This is a genomic window from Allobosea sp. TND4EK4, assembly GCF_900156025.1.
Taxonomy (GTDB): domain Bacteria; phylum Pseudomonadota; class Alphaproteobacteria; order Rhizobiales; family Beijerinckiaceae; genus Allobosea.
Map to the genome: position 1 here is coordinate 1 of NZ_FTMO01000007.1, position 18,544 is coordinate 18,544.

At 69.5% G+C, this 18,544-nt stretch carries 12 protein-coding genes; 8 read left to right on the forward strand and 4 right to left on the reverse strand.

The window, feature by feature from the left end:
• Positions 1-283: 283 nt before the first annotated feature.
• From BW981_RS13315 to gyrB, 8 genes are all read left to right on the forward strand, one after another.
• Positions 284-1,057: an enoyl-CoA hydratase gene (locus BW981_RS13315; RefSeq protein ID WP_076439952.1), complete on the forward strand. Its 774-nt coding sequence runs from the start codon at positions 284-286 to the stop codon at positions 1,055-1,057.
• A 125-nt stretch (positions 1,058-1,182) separates the two neighbouring features.
• On the forward strand, positions 1,183-2,166 hold the full coding sequence (locus BW981_RS13320; RefSeq protein ID WP_076440291.1) for a threo-3-hydroxy-L-aspartate ammonia-lyase: 984 nt from the start codon (positions 1,183-1,185) through the stop codon (positions 2,164-2,166).
• 176 nt (positions 2,167-2,342) lie between these two features.
• On the forward strand, positions 2,343-2,609 hold the full coding sequence (gene rpsT, locus BW981_RS13325; protein WP_076439953.1) for a 30S ribosomal protein S20: 267 nt from the start codon (positions 2,343-2,345) through the stop codon (positions 2,607-2,609).
• Positions 2,610-3,452: 843 nt separating this feature from the next.
• The gene (gene dnaA, locus BW981_RS13330) at positions 3,453-4,916 is read left to right on the forward strand and encodes a chromosomal replication initiator protein DnaA (protein ID WP_083712361.1); all 1,464 of its coding nucleotides are present in this window, start codon (positions 3,453-3,455) and stop codon (positions 4,914-4,916) included.
• 158 nt (positions 4,917-5,074) lie between these two features.
• Positions 5,075-6,190, forward strand: coding sequence for a DNA polymerase III subunit beta (gene dnaN / locus BW981_RS13335; protein ID WP_076439955.1), 1,116 nt, complete (start codon positions 5,075-5,077; stop codon positions 6,188-6,190).
• Between the two features lie 13 nt (positions 6,191-6,203).
• Positions 6,204-7,328 carry a DNA replication/repair protein RecF gene (gene recF / locus BW981_RS13340; RefSeq protein ID WP_076439956.1) on the forward strand — a complete coding sequence of 375 codons (1,125 nt, stop codon included), beginning with the start codon at positions 6,204-6,206 and terminating at the stop codon, positions 7,326-7,328.
• Positions 7,329-7,366: 38 nt separating this feature from the next.
• Positions 7,367-9,202 carry a DNA helicase RecQ gene (recQ, locus tag BW981_RS13345; protein ID WP_076439957.1) on the forward strand — a complete coding sequence of 612 codons (1,836 nt, stop codon included), beginning with the start codon at positions 7,367-7,369 and terminating at the stop codon, positions 9,200-9,202.
• A 136-nt stretch (positions 9,203-9,338) separates the two neighbouring features.
• Entirely contained in the window at positions 9,339-11,777 is a 2,439-nt protein-coding gene (gyrB, locus tag BW981_RS13350) for a DNA topoisomerase (ATP-hydrolyzing) subunit B (protein WP_076439959.1), read from the forward strand.
• Between the two features lie 86 nt (positions 11,778-11,863).
• Here the strand turns inward: gyrB and BW981_RS13355 are convergent, their stop codons facing one another.
• From BW981_RS13355 to BW981_RS13370, 4 genes are all read right to left on the reverse strand, one after another.
• Positions 11,864-14,485 carry an AAA family ATPase gene (locus tag BW981_RS13355; protein ID WP_076439961.1) on the reverse strand — a complete coding sequence of 874 codons (2,622 nt, stop codon included), beginning with the start codon at positions 14,483-14,485 and terminating at the stop codon, positions 11,864-11,866.
• Positions 14,482-15,606 carry a metallophosphoesterase family protein gene (locus tag BW981_RS13360; protein WP_076439963.1) on the reverse strand — a complete coding sequence of 375 codons (1,125 nt, stop codon included), beginning with the start codon at positions 15,604-15,606 and terminating at the stop codon, positions 14,482-14,484. Before BW981_RS13360 ends, BW981_RS13355 begins: the two co-directional genes overlap by 4 nt.
• A gap of 340 nt (positions 15,607-15,946) precedes the next feature.
• Positions 15,947-16,990 (reverse strand): ABC transporter ATP-binding protein, encoded by a 1,044-nt coding sequence (locus tag BW981_RS13365; RefSeq protein WP_076439965.1) that lies wholly within the window; start codon positions 16,988-16,990, stop codon positions 15,947-15,949.
• On the reverse strand, positions 16,987-18,486 hold the full coding sequence (locus tag BW981_RS13370; RefSeq protein ID WP_244560329.1) for an ABC transporter permease: 1,500 nt from the start codon (positions 18,484-18,486) through the stop codon (positions 16,987-16,989). The genes BW981_RS13365 and BW981_RS13370 overlap by 4 nt, the downstream gene beginning before the upstream one ends.
• Positions 18,487-18,544: the final 58 nt, after the last annotated feature.

Sequence of the window (18,544 nt, forward strand, 5' to 3'; positions counted from 1 at the left end):
TGGCTTGAAAATCGCCGGAAGCGGAGCGCCACGGGGCGTGCGGAGGGTGGCTCAATCCCTCCGCGCCGCATCCTGGCTCAATGGAAGCGGCCCGACACCCCTGCGCCTCGCGGCGCTCCGCTGCCCCTCGTCATCACCGCCGCGCGGGAGCGCGGGCGGGCGCAGACGCATGCGCGGCAGCCGCTGGGAGGCGGCGCGAATGCGCGGATGCGCGCGACGCGCATGGACCGCTCTCCCGCCGCCCGCTACATCTGGAGGCGACAGCATCATCCGGGAGGCCGCCATGGCTTATGAGACCATTCTCGTCGAGACGAAGGGCAAGGTCGGGCTGATCACGCTCAACCGTCCGCAAGCCCTGAACGCCCTGAACGGGCAGCTCATCGGCGAGATCAACCAGGCGCTCGACGGCTTCACGCAGGACGCGGGCATCGGCTGCGTCGTCATCACCGGCTCGGAGAAGGCCTTCGCCGCCGGCGCCGACATCAAGGAGATGCAGAGCCGGACCTTCCCCGGCACCTATCTCGACGACAAGTTCGAGGACTGGGACCGGATTGGCCGGCGCCGCAAGCCGATCATCGCCGCGGTGGCCGGCTTCGCGCTCGGAGGCGGCTGCGAGCTCGCCATGATGTGCGACTTCATCATCGCCGCGGACAATGCGAAATTCGGCCAGCCGGAGATCAATCTCGGCGTCATTCCGGGCGCCGGCGGCACGCAGCGCCTGACCCGGGCGGTCGGCAAGGCGAAGGCGATGGATCTGTGCCTGACCGGCCGGATGATGGATGCCCAGGAGGCCGAGCGCTCCGGCCTCGTCGCGCGCGTCGTGCCGCTCGCCGAGCTGATGGCGGAGGCGCTGAAGGCGGCCGACGCGATCGCCGCCAAATCCCTGCCCGCCGCGATGATGGCGAAGGAAGCCGTCGACCGCGCCTTCGAGGTGACGTTGCAGGAGGGGCTGCGCTTCGAGCGGCGGGTGTTCTCCTCGCTGTTCGGCACGCAGGACCAGAAGGAGGGCATGGCGGCCTTCGTCGAGAAGCGGAAGCCGGACTTCAGGAACGGCTGAGCCTCGCCGTCACGGTTTTCCGTCATTCTCGGGCTTGACCCGAGAATCTCATGACGAGAAGGCACTGGTTTACGAGATGGTCGGGCCAGGCCCGACCATGACGCCCCTTGAACAGGACCCGCATCATGAACGCCCAGACCGGACCGTCCCTCCCGACCTATGCCGATGTCGAGCGCGCGGCCGAGCGGCTGAAGGGCGTGGCGCATCACACCCCGGCGCTGAGCTCCGCGACGGCCAACCGGCGCACGCAAGCGAGCCTCGTCTTCAAGGCCGAGAACCTGCAGCGCATGGGCGCCTTCAAGTTCCGCGGCGGCTACAACGCCATCTCGGCCCTGTCGCCGGAGCAGAAGAAGGCCGGGGTGCTGACCTTCTCCTCCGGCAACCACGCCCAGGCGATCGCCTATGCCGGCAAGCTGCTCGGCGTGCCGACCACGATCATCATGCCCGAGGACGCGCCGAAGGCGAAGGTCGAGGCGACGCAGGGCTATGGCGGCGAGGTCGTCCGCTACGACCGCTACACCCAGGACCGCCTGGAAATCGGCGACCGGATCGCCCGCGAGCGCGGCCTGACGCTGATCCCGCCCTACGACCACGCCGAGGTCATCGCCGGCCAGGGCACGGCGACCAAGGAGCTGATCGAGGATGCCGGCCCCTTCGACATGCTCTTCGTCTGCCTCGGCGGCGGCGGGCTTCTGGCAGGCGCGGCGCTGGCCGCCAAGGCGCTGAACCCGGACTGCCGCGTCTTCGGCGTCGAGCCGGAGGCCGGCAATGACGGCCAGCAATCGCTGCGCAAGGGCGAGATCGTGAAGATCGGCGTGCCGAAGACGATCGCCGACGGCGCCCAGACCGCCTTCCTCGGCGACCTTACCTTCCCGATCATCCAGCGCCATGTCGAGGACATCCTCACCGTCAGCGACGCCGAACTCATCGAGACGATGCGCTTCTTCGCCGAGCGGATGAAGCTCGTCGTCGAGCCGACCGGGTGCCTCGCCTCGGCCGCGGCCCTCACGGGCAAGGTGGCGGTCGCCGGCAAGCGCGTCGGCGTCATCATCAGCGGCGGCAATGTCGATCTGGCGAGCTTCGCGCGCTTCATCGCGCCGTCCGCATGATCCGGCGCGATGCGGGCCATTCCGGCGTTGACGGCCGGGCCGCGAGCGACTATAGCCCCTCCACTCGCGGCGGCCTGCGCAAGCTCGGCCGCCGCTCACGCTTTTCCATCAGGTAGCGTCCAGGCCGCCGGCAATGATGCCAGGCACCGAGGCGCGATGACAACGAGGACGTTTCGATGGCCAATACGACGTCGGCCAAGAAGGCTACGCGCAAGATCGCCCGCCGCACCGAGGTCAACAAGGCGCGCCGCTCGCGGATGCGTACCTTCCTGCGCAAGGTCGAGGAGGCGATCGCCTCCGGCGACAAGAGCGCCGCGGCCGAGGCCCTGAAGGCCGCCCAGCCGATCATCATGCGGGCCGCGCAGAACGGCGTGGTTCACAAGAACACGGCCTCGCGCAAGGTCTCCCGCCTCGCCCATCGCGTCGGCGCCCTGGCTTCCTGAACGCAGTCCATTCGCCGCTCGCGCGGCTCTGGAAAAACCCGGCCGCGAGGCCGGGTTTTTTGTTGGCTTCAAGGCCCTTGTGGCGTCCGCGCAACAGCTTCCGAAGGACGATCGGAGGCGCGTTTTCAAGCCAATTCAGCAAGCTTTCCACACCGTTACGCACTTGACTCCACAGGCCGTTTCGGGGCGCCCGAACGACCCTTCGAGCGGGTTCTGCCGCTCAAGAAAAGACTTTGTTTTTCATTATCTTAGTGGGCAAACGATTTTGGCGCGCGGAATCGCGGCGACTCTGCGGCAGGGACGGGTCCCGGCGGAAAAAAAAGATTCGCATCCGAGCGGCGCCGAGAGACTGAAGAAAATCTTAAGTTCCCCAACCTTTTGCACGCTTCGCACAGCCGCCGATGGAGGGAGCGGGAGGCCGGACTCTCCGAAGCCGGCTGAGCGGGCTGTTGCAGGCTCTCGGGCCGGCCTTGTAAGGTCCTTTCATCGCCGGGCGGACAGCAATGGCCGCGAACGGCGAACCCCAGAGATTATCAGCGTTTTGGCTCGCGACCATGGAGGTTGGAGGATGCGGTTCTTTGTCTTGATGTGTTGAGATGAAGTGCGGCGTCGCCCAAAAGCGAGCCTTCCAAAGCGTAATCGACAGGATCGGGATCACGACACCGGCGCCGGCGACAGGCGGCATCGGACGGGGTTCTTTTTTCACCGGACAACAGCGCCGGGACGGTGGCCGCCTTGCGGACCGCCTCTCCAAAGGCGCGCATTTTGAAGCGAATGGGGCGATTGATGTTCGAGCGGCATGAATTCGGAGAGATCGTCGCGGCAGCGCCGGTGGTGGTGACGATGGCGGACGAGGCCGGCCCGGCCGGCGCCGACGAGACCTCCGTGAAGGAAGCCTGGGAGCGCGTCCGCCGCCGCCTGCGGGCCGAATTGGGCGAGGACGTCTTCTCCAGCTGGTTCGCACGGCTCGAGCTCGCCGGCATCCTGGAGGGCGTCGCCTATCTGACGGTGCCGACCCGCTTCCTCAAGAGCTGGCTCGAGGCGCATTACGCCGAGCGCCTGCGGCTCAACTGCGCCGCCGAGCTGCCCGCGCCGAATGGCATCATCCTGTCGGTGCGCCAGGTCGCCCGCGATGCCGCGGCGGCTCCGCTGGCCGAGAGCGCCCTGCGCAGCCGGGCCGCGCTCAGCCCCGCTCCCGTCAAGACGGAGGCCACGGCCGCTGCCGCCATACCCGGCGCGCAGCCCTGCGAGCGCGATTCCGTCGATGCCTGCGGCACCGCCCTCGACAGGCGCATGAGCTTCCAGAGCTTCGTCGTCGGCAAGTCGAACCAGCTCGCCTTCGCGGCGGCCGAGCGCATCGCGGCGGCCCCGGCCGGCCAGAGCCCTTACAACCCGCTCTATCTCCATGCCGGCGTCGGGCTCGGCAAGACGCATCTCCTGCAGGCGATCGCCCAGGAGGCCCGCCGCCAGGGCAAGCGCGTCGCCTATTTCACCGCGGACCGCTTCATGTACGGCTTCGTCGCGGCGCTGAAGTCGCAGACGGCGCTGGCCTTCAAGGAGAAGCTGCGCGGCATCGACCTGCTCGTGGTCGACGACGTGCAGTTCATCCAGGGCAAGTCGATCCAGCAGGAATTCGGCCACACGATCAATGCGCTGCTCGATGCGGGCAAGCAGATTGTCGTCGCCGGCGACCGGCTCGCCGGAGAGCTGGAGGCGCTCGACGAGCGCATCCGCTCGCGGCTCGGCGGCGGCCTCGTCGTCGAGGTCGGCGAGCTCGACGAGACGCTGCGCGCCACCATCCTGGGCAGCCGGCTCGAGGCGCTGCAGAACGCCCATCCGAGCTTCCAGGTCAGCCCCGACGTCGTCGCCTATGTCGCCCGCGTCGTGGCGACCAACGGTCGCGACCTCGACGGCGCCGCCAACCGGCTGCTGGCCCATGCCACGCTCTCGGGCCAGCTCGTGACACTGGAGACGGCGGAGGCAGCGATCCGCGACCTCGTCCGCACCCGCGAGCCGCGTCGCGTCAAGATCGAGGACATTCAGAAGCTGGTCGCGACCCGCTACAATGTCAGCCGCGCCGACATCCTCTCCGAGCGCCGGACCGCGGCGGTGGTGAAGCCGCGCCAGATCGCGATGTATCTCGCCAAGTCGCTGACGCCGCGCTCGCTGCCCGAGATCGGCCGGCGCTTCGGCGGCCGCGACCACACCACGGTGCTGCATGCGGTGCGCAAGATCGAGAAGGCGATCGGCGAGGACCGCTCGCTGCATGACGAGGTGGACCTGCTGAAGCGCATGCTGCAGGAGTGAGCGGCCGCCGCCGGGGCCTTTGCGCCGGCAGCGCCGAATGCTGTGATCGCCGCGGCGCCCGCCCTTGCATGCGCCCTCGCGCTCCTGCAATGTCGCTGGCCATTCATCCGGCCCGGACGGTCCCGTCCGGGCGACCAGCGCCAGAAGACTAGCCCATCATGAAGGTCACGGTCGAACGTTCCACGCTGCTCAAGTCGCTCGGTCACGTCCACCGCGTGGTCGAACGCCGCAACACGATCCCGATCCTGTCCAATCTGCTGCTCAGCGCCTCCGAGAACGGGCTGAAACTGAAGGCGACCGATCTCGACATCGAGGTGGTGGAGACGATCCCCGCCGATGCGGCCGAGCCCGGCGCCACGACCGTTCCCGCGCACACCCTCTACGATATCGTCCGCAAGCTGCCGGACGGGGCGCAGGTCTCTCTGGAGACCACGGGCGAGACCGGCCTCGTGCTGCGGTCGGGGCGCTCGCGCTTCCAGCTCCAGACCCTGCCGGAGAGCGATTTCCCCGACATCACGGCGGGCGAGATGGCGCATCGCTTCGTGCTGCCGGCCGGCGAGCTCAAGCGCCTGATCGACAAGACCCAGTTCGCGATCTCCACCGAGGAGACGCGCTACTACCTGAACGGCATCTATCTCCACACCATCGACGTCGATGGCCGCCCCGTGCTGCGCGCGGTTGCGACCGACGGCCATCGGCTGGCCCGCGTCGACACCGCCGCTCCTCAGGGCTCGGTCGGGATGCCGGGCGTGATCGTGCCGCGCAAGGCCGTGGCCGAGATCCAGAAGCTGCTGGAGGATGGCGAGAGCGAGGTCGCGGTCGAGCTTTCCGCGACCAAGATCCGCGTCGCCACCGCCGCCGTCGTGCTGACCTCGAAGCTGATCGACGGCACCTTCCCGGACTATCAGCGCGTTATTCCGAGCGGCAACGACAAGCGCCTGACCGTCGACAAGGGCGATTTCGCCGCTTCCGTCGACCGTGTCTCGACCATCTCGTCCGAGCGCGGCCGGGCCGTGAAACTCTCCATGGCGGACGGGCGCATGACCCTCTCCGTCACCAATCCGGATTCCGGCTCGGCGACCGAGGAGATCGAGGTCGACTACGAGGCGAGCCCTCTCGATATCGGCTTCAACGCCCGCTACCTGATGGACATCGCGGCCCAGCTCGACGGCGACACCGCCTTGCTGAAGCTCGCCGATCCAGGCTCGCCGACCGTGATCCAGGATCGCGAGGGGGCCTCCGCGCTCTATGTCCTGATGCCGATGCGCGTTTGAGGGCGTTTCGACCGTGACAGCCGTCTCACGGCTGATCCTGCAGGATTTCCGTTCCTACGAGGCCCTCGATCTCCCGGTCGAGGGCCAAATCGTTGCGCTGATCGGCGAGAACGGGGCCGGCAAGACCAATATCCTCGAGGCGCTGTCGCTGTTCGCGCCGGGCCGCGGCCTGCGCCGGGCCGAGCTGCCGGCCATGGCCCGGCTGGGCGGCGACGGCTCGTTCGCGGCTTCGGTGACCCTTGCGGAGGAGGCAGGCCGGCTCGGCGTCGGGCTCGCGCCGCCCGATCCGGAGGGGCGGCGGGCGCGGCTCACCCGCATCGACGGGCAACCGGCGGGCTCGGCCCTGGCATTCAGCGAGTATCTGCGCCTCGTCTGGCTGACGCCCGATCTCGACGGGCTGTTCCGCGGCGCGGCGGGCGACCGTCGACGCTTCCTCGACCGGCTGGTGCTGGCGATCGATCCCGGCCATGCCACCCGCTCCAATGCGCTTGAGCGGGCCCTGCGCTCGCGCAACCGTATCCTCGAGGAGAGCCCGGGCCAGAGCCAGTGGCTCGACGCGATCGAGCGCGAGATCGCCGAGCTCGGCGTCGCCGTTGCGGCGGCGCGCGCCGAGACGGTGGCGCGGCTCTCCGCGATCATCGCCGAAAGCCGCGACGAGGCCTCGCCCTTCCCGTTCGCCGATCTTGCGCTCGCGGGCGAGGTTGACGCGCTCGTCGCGCGGCTCCCGGCGCTCGACGCCGAGGACGCCTATCGCGACCTGCTGCGGCAGGGCCGCCATCGCGACCGGGCGGCGGGGCGCACCCTCGCCGGCCCGCAGGCCTCCGACCTCGAGGTCCGACACGGGCCGAAGGACATCCCCGCCGGACAGGGCTCGACCGGCGAGCAGAAGGCGCTGCTGATCGGGCTCGTGCTGGCCCATGCCCGGTTGGTCGCGGCGATGAGCGGGATCAAGCCGCTGGTGCTGCTGGACGAGATCGCCGCCCATCTCGACCCGCGCCGGCGCGCCGCGCTGTATGAGGGGCTCACGGGGCTGGGCTGCCAGATCTGGATGACCGGGGCCGATGCGGCGCTGTTCGGCGATCTGCCGGCCGGCTCGCAGCGCGTCCGCGTGGAAACGGGCAAGGTCGTCGTCGAATAGGCTGGCCTCGGCCGCGTTCCTGCGGCACATCCAGTGCCATGTCCTCGCCCCGCGAATCAGAGGCCCGCGCGGTCCTGAAATCCGTCTTCGGCTACGATGATTTCCGGGCCGGCCAGTGGGAGGTGATCGAGGCCGCCCTCGACGGCCGCGATGTGTTCGCGGTGATGCCGACCGGCTCGGGCAAATCCATGTGCTACCAGCTGCCGGCGCTCGTTTCCGGCGGTTTGACGCTCGTCGTCTCGCCGCTGATCGCGCTGATGCGCGACCAGGTCGGGCAGCTCGTCAGGGCCGGCGTTCCGGCCGCCTCGCTCAATTCGATGAACAGCGAGCAGGAGGCGGCGCAGGCCTGGGACCAGCTCAATTCCGGGGAGCTGCGGCTGCTCTTCGTCTCGCCGGAGCGGCTGGCCGGCGACGGCCTCGTCGGGCGACTGAAGCGGCTGGGCGTCACGCGCCTCGCCATCGACGAGGCGCATTGCGTCTCGCAATGGGGGCATGATTTCAGGCCGGAATACAGGCTGCTCGCCAAGGCCCGCGAGGCGCTGGGCGGCGTGCCGGTGACGGCGCTGACGGCCACCGCGGACCGGCAGACGCGCGACGACATTGCCCAGCAGCTCTTCCCGGCTCCGCCGCGGATGGTGGTGCATTCCTTCGACCGGCCGAACCTGAAGCTCGCCTTTGCGCCCAAGGACCAGCCGCGTCGGCAGATCGACGATTTCCTGCGCCGCCATCGCGGCGGTTCGGGCATCGTCTACTGCGCCTCCCGGACGAAAACCGAGCGCCTGGCCGAGGGCCTGCGCGAGAAGGGCTGGAATGCCCTGCCCTACCATGCCGGGCTGGAACAGGGCGAGCGCAACCGCAACCAGGACATCTTCCTGCAGGAGGACGGCGTCGTCGTCTGCGCGACGATCGCCTTCGGCATGGGAATCAACAAGCCCGATGTCCGCTTCGTCGTGCATCACGACATGCCGGCCTCGATCGAGGGCTACTACCAGGAGATCGGCCGCGCCGGCCGCGACGGCCTGCCGGCCGATACGCTGACGCTCTACGGCACGGAGGACATGGCGCTCAGGCGCCGGCAGATCGACGAGAAGCCGATCGACGACGAGCGCAGGCGCATCGAGCACAAGCGGCTCAACGCGATGATCGACCTGTGCGAAAACGCGCTCTGCCGGCGCTCCGCGCTGCTGGCCTATTTCGGCGAGGAGGTCGCGCCATGCCGCCACGGGCAGTCGCCGCTGCGCTGCGACCTCTGCGGGGACACCGCGCCCGCGCTTGCCGATGTGACGCTGGATGCGCGCAAACTGCTCTCCGCCGTGATCCGCACCGGCCAGCGCTTCGGCGCCGGCCATCTCGCCGACATCCTGACCGGCACGGCGACGGAAGCCGTGCGCCGCCAGAACCATGACGGGCTGAAGACCTTCGGCGTCGGGCAGGACAAGCCCAAGGCGTCCTGGATGGCGCTGACGCGCAAGCTCTTCGCCGCCGATGCGCTGGCGGAGGCGAGCCACGAGCATGGCGGATTCCGGCTGACGCCCAAGGGCGAGGATATCCTGTTCGGGCGCGAGAGCATCGCGCTGCGGGCCGATCTCAACCTGCCGCGCGCCCGCCGCTCCGAGCGCGACGCGGCCCGCGCCGACGGGCTCGACGAGGGCACGGCCGCGCTGTTCGAGCATCTGCGCAAGCTTCGGCTCCAGATCGCGCGCGACGAGGGCGTGGCGGCCTATATCATCTTCACCGACCGCACCCTGATCGCGATGGCCCGGGAACGGCCGGCGGCGCTCGACGAGATGCGTCGCATCGACGGCGTCGGCGAACGCAAGCTGACCCAGTATGGCGAGGCCTTCCTGGAGGCGATCGGGGAGTTCGCAGGATAGGCGGCTCATAGCGGAATTCCGGCATTCCACGCGCACGCACGCGTAGGCGCGTGAAAAAACCACCATTCGCGCCTATATTAGGGTATCGAATCAAGAGGATCGCGGGCGCCATCTCCGCCCGTGCAGGAACCGTTTCATGACCGATGCCGCGCTCAGCGCCCAGCCCGACGACTACGGCGCCGATTCCATCAAGGTTCTCAAGGGATTGGACGCGGTCCGCAAGCGGCCGGGCATGTATATCGGCGATACGGATGACGGCTCCGGCCTGCATCACATGGTCTACGAGGTGGTCGACAACGCGATCGACGAATCCCTCGCCGGCCATGCCGACCTCGTCACGGTGACGCTGAATGCCGACGGATCGGTCACCGTGACCGACAACGGACGCGGAATCCCGACGGATATCCACACCGAAGAGGGCATCTCGGCGGCCGAGGTCATCATGACCCAGCTCCATGCCGGCGGAAAGTTCGACCAGAACTCCTACAAGGTCTCGGGCGGCCTGCACGGCGTCGGCGTCTCGGTCGTGAACGCGCTCTCGATCTCGCTGAAGCTCCGGGTCTGGCGCGGCGGCAAGGAGCACTTCATGGAGTTCCGCCACGGCGTGGCGGTGGCTCCGCTCGCCGTCGTCGGCCCCCAGGGCGACAAGCGCGGCACGGAGGTGACCTTCACCCCCTCGCAAGAGACCTTCACCATGGTGGAGTTCGACTACAAGACGCTGGAGCGGCGCCTGCGCGAGCTCGCCTTCCTCAATTCCGGCGTGCGCATCGTGCTGACCGATGCACGCCATGCCGAGGTGGTGCGCGAGGAGCTGATGTATGAGGGCGGCGTCGAGGCCTTCGTGCGCTATCTCGACCGCGCCAAGGCCTCGGTGCTCGAGAAGCCGATCACGCTGACCGCGGAGAAGGACGGCATCACCGTCGACGTCGCGCTGTGGTGGAACGACAGCTACCACGAGAACGTGCTCTGCTTCACCAACAACATCCCGCAGCGCGACGGCGGCACCCATCTCGCCGGCTTCCGGGCCGCGCTGACCCGCCAGATCACCGGCTATGCCGACAGCTCCGGCATCACCAAGAAGGAAAAGATCTCGCTCACAGGCGACGATTGCCGCGAAGGCCTGACCGCGATCGTCTCGGTGAAGGTGCCGGACCCGAAATTCTCCTCGCAGACCAAGGACAAGCTCGTCTCCTCCGAGGTGCGCCCGGTCGTCGAGAACGTCGTCAACCAGGCCCTGTCGGAGTGGCTGGAGGAGCACCCGGCCGAGGCGAGGACCATCATCGGCAAGGTGGCGGAAGCCGCCATGGCGCGCGAGGCGGCCCGCAAGGCGCGCGACCTCACCCGGCGCAAGGGCGCGCTCGACATCGCCTCCCTGCCCGGCAAGCTGGCGGACTGCCAGGAGCGTGACCCGGCGAAGTCCGAACTCTTCATCGTCGAGGGCGACTCGGCCGGCGGCTCCGCCAAGCAGGGCCGCGCGCGCGAGTATCAGGCGGTGCTGCCGCTGCGGGGCAAGATCCTGAACGTCGAGCGGGCGCGCTTCGACAAGATGCTCTCCTCCGACCAGGTCGGCACGCTGATCACGGCGCTGGGCACCGGAATCGGCCGCGGCGAGGCGGATCAGGGTGGGTTCAACCTGGCGAAGCTCCGCTACCACAAGATCATCATCATGACCGACGCCGATGTCGACGGCGCCCATATCCGGACCCTGCTGCTGACCTTCTTCTTCCGGCAGATGCCGGAGCTGATCGATGCCGGGCACCTCTTCATTGCCCAGCCGCCGCTCTACAAGGCGGCGCGCGGCAAGAGCCATGTCTACCTCAAGGACGAGAGGGCGCTCGAGGAGTACATGATCGACACCACCATCGACGGCGCGACCTTCCGCAACAGCGATGGGGCGGAGCGCGGCGGGACCGATCTCAAGACGCTGATCGAGGAGGCGCGCAACGTCCGCAACACCCTGGCACAGCTGCATTCGCGCTATGACCGGCGCGTGGTCGAGCAGATGGCGATCGCCGCAGCTCTCCATCCGGTGAGCGAGGGCAACGAAGCGCAGGCGAACGAGGCGGCGGAGCGGATCGCCAAGCGGCTCGACCTGATCTCGGACGAGCTGGAACGCGGCTGGGAAGGCAAGGTCGTGGATGGCGGCTTCGTCTTCACCCGCATGGTCCGCGGCGTGCGACAGGCAGCGACCGTGGATGCCGGAATGCTCGCCAGTGCCGAGGCGCGCCGCCTCGACGCGGCGGCGATCTCGCTGCAGGAAGCCTATTCCAAGCCCGGCACGCTGGCGCGCAAGGGGGACTCCTTCGCGATCAACGGGCCGAGCGACCTGTTCGAGGCGGTGATGACGATCGGCAAGAAGGGTGTCGCGCTGCAGCGTTACAAAGGGCTGGGCGAGATGAACCCCGAGCAACTCTGGGAGACGACGCTCGACCGCGACGCTCGCTCGCTGCTGCGCGTCAAGATCGACCAGAATGACGAGGCGGACGACCTGTTCGTCAAGCTGATGGGCGACGTGGTCGAGCCGCGGCGCGAGTTCATCCAGACCAACGCGCTGAACGCGACGGTCGATATCTGAGAGAGAGCGGCTCCCGGCCGGGCGGATCGCCCCGGCCGGCCCATCGGCGGATGGCGCGGCAGGCGGAGATCGGCGCCGCGAAGCGGCTACGGCCGCCAGTCGACCATCGCGAGCGTGTTGCCTCCCAGCTTCTGGAAGGCGCGCTGCCGGCAGGAAAAGACGATGATCTGCTGGTCCCTGGACTGGCGGTGCAGCGCGTCGAACATGCGCTCGATGCGGTCGTCGTCCGAATAGACGAGCGCATCGTCGAGAATCACCGGCGCCGGCCGACCGCCACGGGCGAGCAGGCGGGCGAAGGCGAGCCGCGTCAGCACCGAAAGCTGCTCCCTCATGCCGCCACTGAGGCGTTCGACCTCCTCCTCCTGGCCGTTGCGGGAGATCGTCTGCGGCAGCAGCGTGCGCTCGTCGAAAGTGACCGAGGCATCGTCGAACAGCAGGCCCAGCAGCGGGCTGAGTTCAGCCATGACCGGCTTGAGATAAAGCTCGCGCGCCTCTGAACGGGCTCGGTCAAGCGAAACGGCGAGGCGCTGCAGAACAGCGATCTCCTTGTCGAACGCGGCGACGCGCAGCTCTGCCGCCGACAGCGCCTCCGCGGTCTCGCGCCAGCTCTCCTCCACCGCCTCGTCCGATCGCGCCCGGATCCCGGCGTTGAGACCGGCGACGGCCTCCCGCAGCGCCACGATCTGCTGTTCGACGCTGCTCTGGACCGAGCGGGCGCGCTTCAGCGCCGCCTCGGCGGAGACCAGGTCGATGGCTGCCGCCCGAAGCTCCGCCGCGCGCGCATCCGCGTTTTCCGCCTCGCGCGACCGGTCGGCGAAGTCCTCGCACAGCGCGCGTTCACGCGCGGCGCGCTGCTCCTCCGGTCCGAGCTGGGCTTCGACATGCGCCTGTTCGGTGCGCAGCGTGGCAAGCGCCGTCTCAGCGGCGACGATGGCGTCCTCGGCCCTGCGGCGATCGGGTTCGGCCTCGCGCAAGGCCTGCCGTGCATCGAGGCGTTGCCGCTCCGCCGCGCTCAGCGCCGCGCGAAGCTGCGCGGCGTCGCCTTCCGGCTCGGAGAGCTCGGCCCCCGCAAGCGCCTGCGCCGCGACCTCCTCGCGCAGTCGCGCCAGCCCCGCTGGTGCAAGCGAGGACAGGCTGCCTCGCAGCTCGCGCATCTCGGCATCGATCTGCTGAGCGCGGACCTGGCGCGCACGCGCCGCGGCCAAGGTCTCGACACCCATCGCGTCCAGCAGGGCGCGACGCCGTTCCTCGGCCTGTTCGAGGCGCCTGTCGCCGGACGGTGTCTTGTTGGAGCGCAGCGAGATCACGCCGATCCCCATGACCACCAGCTGCGCCTGCCCGTCATAGCTGCGCTCCTGACCGTCGGCGAGCGGAACGCCGTCCATCACGATCTCGCCGCCGGCTTCCACGGAATAGGCGACGGCCACGGACGGCCGTGCTGCCTCCGCGACGGCGCGCAGCCCGGAGAGTTCGATCTCCAGCGCCTGCAATTCCTCGATGGCGCCTGGCTGGATTCCGACCAGTGCCAGCTGCGCCTCGGCTTCCTCGAGCGCAGCGCGCTTGGCTTCCGCCTCGCTCAGCCGCTGCCGCGATTCGGCGAGACGCTCGGCCGCCTCGCGAGCCCGCAGCGCTGCATCGAGGCGGGCCAGCAGCTCGCGGGTTTCCAGCTCCTGCGCATCCGCGAGATCCGCAGCGGCCTGCGCCCTGGCGCTCGCTTCGGCTGCTTCGCCGCGCCGGCCGACGGCCTCGCCGCGCCGCCGTTCCGCCTCGCGCCGCCGCGCGGCGAGGTCGGCGTCTTTCTGCAAGGCCGTGCGAAACGCCTCGAGGGCACGCCCGGCGCCATCGCGTCGCTCGCGGGCCAGTTTGAATTCGGCCTCCGCGGTCTTCAGCCGCTCGCCCTGGGCCTGCGCGGCCTCGAACGCGACCTGCGCCGACGCTACCGCGTCCTGGCGCTGCTGCCGCTCATCCGCGCCGTCGAGTTCGGCCAGCCGCTTCAGCGCGGTGGCGCGCTTGTCCAGCGCCTCCCGCAGGAGGCCGACGTCAGCGGAGATCTGCGCTTCCTCGGCCGCCAGCCTGTCGCGGACCTCGATCGCTGCGGCGTAACGCCCGCCCGCCTTCGGCCCGCGTTTGGTGACGAGCTTGTCGAGCTCTCCGGCCACCGTCTGCATGATCTCGGCCATGCGACGGCCGCCGGTCATGGCTTCGACCTCACCCTGCACCGATTCGAGCAGGCTCGCGCGCACCTGCTTCTCGCCATCCTCCTCGGCATTGCTGCGTTTCTCGATGCCGGTGACGCCTTGGCGTACCCAGAGCAGCCCGGCCGGACCGGCCGGGCCGCCCTTGATCAGGGCGCTGATGAAGTTCTCCGCCTCGTCCGCCTGAGCGACGAGACGGCCGCTGGCAAGGTCGGTCACGCGCGCGAAGCCGCCGCCGTAATACTGCTTGGTGATGCGGAACCGTTCCTCGCCATGGGCAATGTCCGCCTCAACGAGCGGATTGCCACCGCTGTAAGGCCGCAGATTCCGGACCGGACCGGACTTGCCGGAATAGGGCTGGAAGAACAGCGCGTGCAGCGCCTCGAAGCTCGTCGACTTGCCGAACTCGTTGGCGGCGCAGAGCACGTTGACGCCGTCTCCGATGCCCTCGATGGCCACGCCCCGGCCGGCGAAGCGTTTGACGTTGAACAGGCGCAGGGCCGAGATTTTCACGACGCCACCGCCTGCGCATAGGAGAACAGCCGTGCCAGCGCCGCGCGCGCGATCTCCCGCTCGCCGGCAGAGAGACCGTCGTCCCCTGCCTCTGCGAGCAAGGCTTCGGCAGCCTCGCGCAAGGCGCCGGCGCGATCGATCAGGTCGAGGTCGCCGGCCTCGCAGTCCATGGCGAGGCCGGCATCGTCGAGCTCGATGAAGGCGAAATCGGGCGCCGCGAGCGCGACCGCCTCCAGCATCGCCGTCCGCGACGGCAGGCGGCTGCGCCCGGTCACGACGAGCCGCAACAATGTCTGGCGCCGCTGCCTGCTTTCGGGGAGCAGCGCGTCGAGCGCCTGGAGCGGATCGTCACTGTCGAGCAGATGAAGCTCGCGCATCTGCCAATCGAAGCTCGCCGTTGCCAGAGAGGTCACCTCCGGCAAGGCCGAACGTCCGGCGATGCTGACCAGCAGGGCCTCTCCCGGTCGCTGATGCTTGAACCGATCGGGCTCGGGCGCCCCGCTGTAGCGTGTGCGTGGATCGACGGCGAGCGGCCCATGCCAGTCGCCCAAAGCGAGATAGTCGAGGCCGGCGCGCGCCGCCCTGTCGGGCGCGATCACGTCCGAGGAGGCCCCCTCCTCCGAGAAATCGCGGATCGCGCCATGGGCCAGCCCGATGCGCAGGGCGCCCTCCGGCGTGGCCGCGCCGTCCATCCACGCGCTCATGTCGCGGCCGGGGCGCCGCGTCGTGCAGGGCGCCGGCAGGAGCACGGCGCCGGCCGACAGGTGGATCGCGGCGGGCTCGCTCGCCAGCACCACATTCGCCGGCGCCTCGGCCTTCAGCGTCGACCAGAGCTGCGTCGCCTGCAGCGAGTCGTGGTTTCCCGGCAGGATCACCCATCGGATCGGGGCATGGTCGCGCATCGCGGCAAGCGCCTGCCGGCGGATATCGGGGGCTGGCGTCTCGGTATCGAACGTATCCCCGGCGAGCAGGATCGTATCGGCGCCATGGTCGCGGGCATGCTGCGCCAGCCGCCCGATCACACCGTGCCGCGCCTCCCGCAGGCGGCCGGGCAGATCGCCGCTGAAGCTGCCGAAGCGCTTGCCGAGATGAAGATCGCTGGAGTGGATGAAGCGGAACATGGTCAGGCGGCGGGCTCGCTTGCTGTGGAAGGCCGGCGCGCTTGCGCGAGCGCCGCGTCGGGCTGGGCATCGAAGGCCACCGCCAGGCGCCCGATACCGGCAGCGGCCCCTCGGCTCGCCCCGGCGGGGCCAGCGCGAACCGATTGCTTGGCTACACCGTTTGTCGCGAACGCACTACAGCCGCTGTCGGTCATTCCGGGCGCTCGGCTCAGCGCGCGGCACCCGGGTCAGGCTCCCGGCGCAAGAACCACCGGCAGCGCCGCAATGATGCGAAGCCGCAGCGAAAGCTCGAGGTCGCGCGCGTTGCGGCGGCGCTGCCGGACGAAGCCGAAACGACCGCTCAGCCGGTCCTGCCGAGGAGCAGGGCTGCGCCGTTGACCGAGACGAAGACGGCGCTTCCCAGCTCGGGCAGATCCATGCTCGGCACATGCGCGGTAAACCGAGTTTCGGCGCCGTCACGCACCATCAGCAATGTAACGGCACATTGCCCGCCCCTGAAATCGATGTCCTCGATGACGGCCTGCGGGCCCGGCCCGGCCAGCGAGAGCCGGAACTGCTCGGGCCTCAGCATGATCCTGGCGCGACCGCTGCGGCCGCCGGTTTCGGCGGCGAGCCGGCCGAGGACGCAGGAGACGCCCACCGCCTCGATCGTCGCGTCGAGCACCACGGCATTGCCGAGCAGCAGCGCCGTCTCGATATCCACCGGCCGCCAGTAGACCTCGTAGGGGCGCCCCGCCTGAACCAGCCGCCCCCCGCGCATCACCGCGAGTTGATCGGCAAACGACAAGGCCTCGCCCTGGTCATGCGTGACCATGATCGTCGTGACACCGGCCTTGGCCAGCACGCGGGTGACGGACTCCCGCACGCTCTCGCGCAGGCCCGTATCCAGGGCGGAAAAGGGCTCGTCGAGCAGCATCAGGGCGGGCTTTCGGGCCAAAGCGCGGGCGAGAGCGACCCGCTGCTGCTGCCCGCCGGACAGTTCATGCGGCTTGCGGCTCAGCATGGCCGGATCGAGCTCGACCAGATCGATCAGCTCGCGCAGCCGCCGCGCCCGATCCGGTTCGTCCCGCTCCAGCCCGAAGCCGAGATTGCCGGCGACGTCCAGATGCGGGAACAACGCGCCGTCCTGAGCGACGAAGCCGATCCTGCGGCGATGGGCGGGTGCGATCGCGGGCCCGTCGGCCAGCACCTGTCCGTCCAGAACGACCGTTCCGGCATCGGGAGCCTCGAACCCGGCGACGACCCGCAGCAGCGTGGTCTTGCCCGAGCCGGACGGCCCGACGATGGCCACGCGGCTGCCCCGCTCGACAGCCAGTGACACCGCGTCCAGCGCTGCCGTGGCGCCATAGCGTTTCGAAAGACCGGAGAGTACGAGCCGGGTCATGCGTTGAGGGTCTTCCGCGCCTGGGCGTGCAACAGCGCCGTCATCGGCAGCGAAAGCAGGATCATCAGCACGGCATAGGGCGCCGCCTTCGCATAGTCGAGCTCACTGGTCAGGGCCCAGAACTCGGTGGCCAGCGTGCGGGTGCCGTTGGGCGCGAGCAGCAGCGTCGCTGTCAGCTCCGTGGCCACGCCCATCGCGACCAGCGCCATCGCAGCCGCGATGCCGGGCGCCGCGAGAGGCAGCGTGACCGCGAGCAATGTCCGGGCCGGATTGCGCCCGAGCGAGGCCGCGGCCCGCTCGAGCTCGATCGGGACCTGCGCGATGCCGGCCCGCAGCCCGACCAAGGCGCGCGGCAGTAACATCAGAACGTAGGCCAGCACCACCGTCGCGACCGTCTGGTAGAGCGGCAGGGCGATCCTGACCGTCACGGTGACCAGCGCCAGCGCCACCACGACGCCCGGCAGGGCGCCGGGATAGCTATGACAGCTCTCCAGAAAACGCGTCGCGCGGCTGGGCGCGCGGACCGAAAGCCAGGCCATCGGCAGCGCCGCCGCGACCGCAGCCAAGGCGCCGGCCGCTGCGTAGCCGAGCGTCGTCGCCATGGCGGCAGCCAGCGCGCCCTGCTGCCAGGAGGCGTCGCCCCCGGCCATCAGCCAGCGCGACAGCGTCAGCGCGGGCACGCCGAGGCCGAGCGAGGCGAGGGCGAGCGGCAAGGCGAGGGCCGGCAGCCGCCAGCGGCCCAGTTTCCGGCGCGGTGCCGGACGCGGCGCCCCGGAGCCGATCCTGGCGTAGCGCGCATGGCCGCGCAGCAGCCATTCGAGGCCGATCAGGCCGGCGCAGCTCAAGACCAGCACGCCGGCCAGCATGTTTGCGGCCGGACCGTTATAGCTCGACTGGAACTGGTCGATGATCGCGGTGGTGAACGTGTCGAAACGGATCATGGCGTAGAGCCCGTATTCCGCGAGCAGATGCAGGCCGACCAGCAGCCCGCCGCCGCAGACCGCGAGCCGCAATTGCGGCAACACGACCCGCAGCACGATCCGCGCCGGCGACTGCCCGAGGGACGCCGCCGCATGCTCAAGCTCCGGGTCCAGCCGCCGCATCTGCGCCGCGACCGGAAGGTAGAGAAACGGGAGATAGGCGAGCACCGAAACCAGGGCCGCCGCCGGCAGCCCGTGGAAACGCGGGAACAGGCTGACCCAAGCATAGGACTGGACGAAGGCCGGCACGGCGAGCGGCGCGACGGTGAGCCAGGACAGGAACGACGCGCCGGGCATGTCGCTGCGCTCGGTCAGCCAGGCCAGCGCCAACGCCAGCAGGATCGCCGGTGGCAGCGTACAGATTTCGAGCAGCAGCGTGTTGGCCAGCAATTCGCCGACGCGCGGCCGCCAGATCAGCGCCAGCGCCGTTTGCCAGCCGGTTTCGATCGCGATCCAGCCGATGAAGCCGAGCGGCAGCAGGGCGCAGAGCGCGGCACCCCCCGCCAGGAGGAGCATCGTGCGGCCGGCGAGGTTGCGTTGCCGCCGCAGGGGCAGGGCCGGCAAGGCTGGCGTG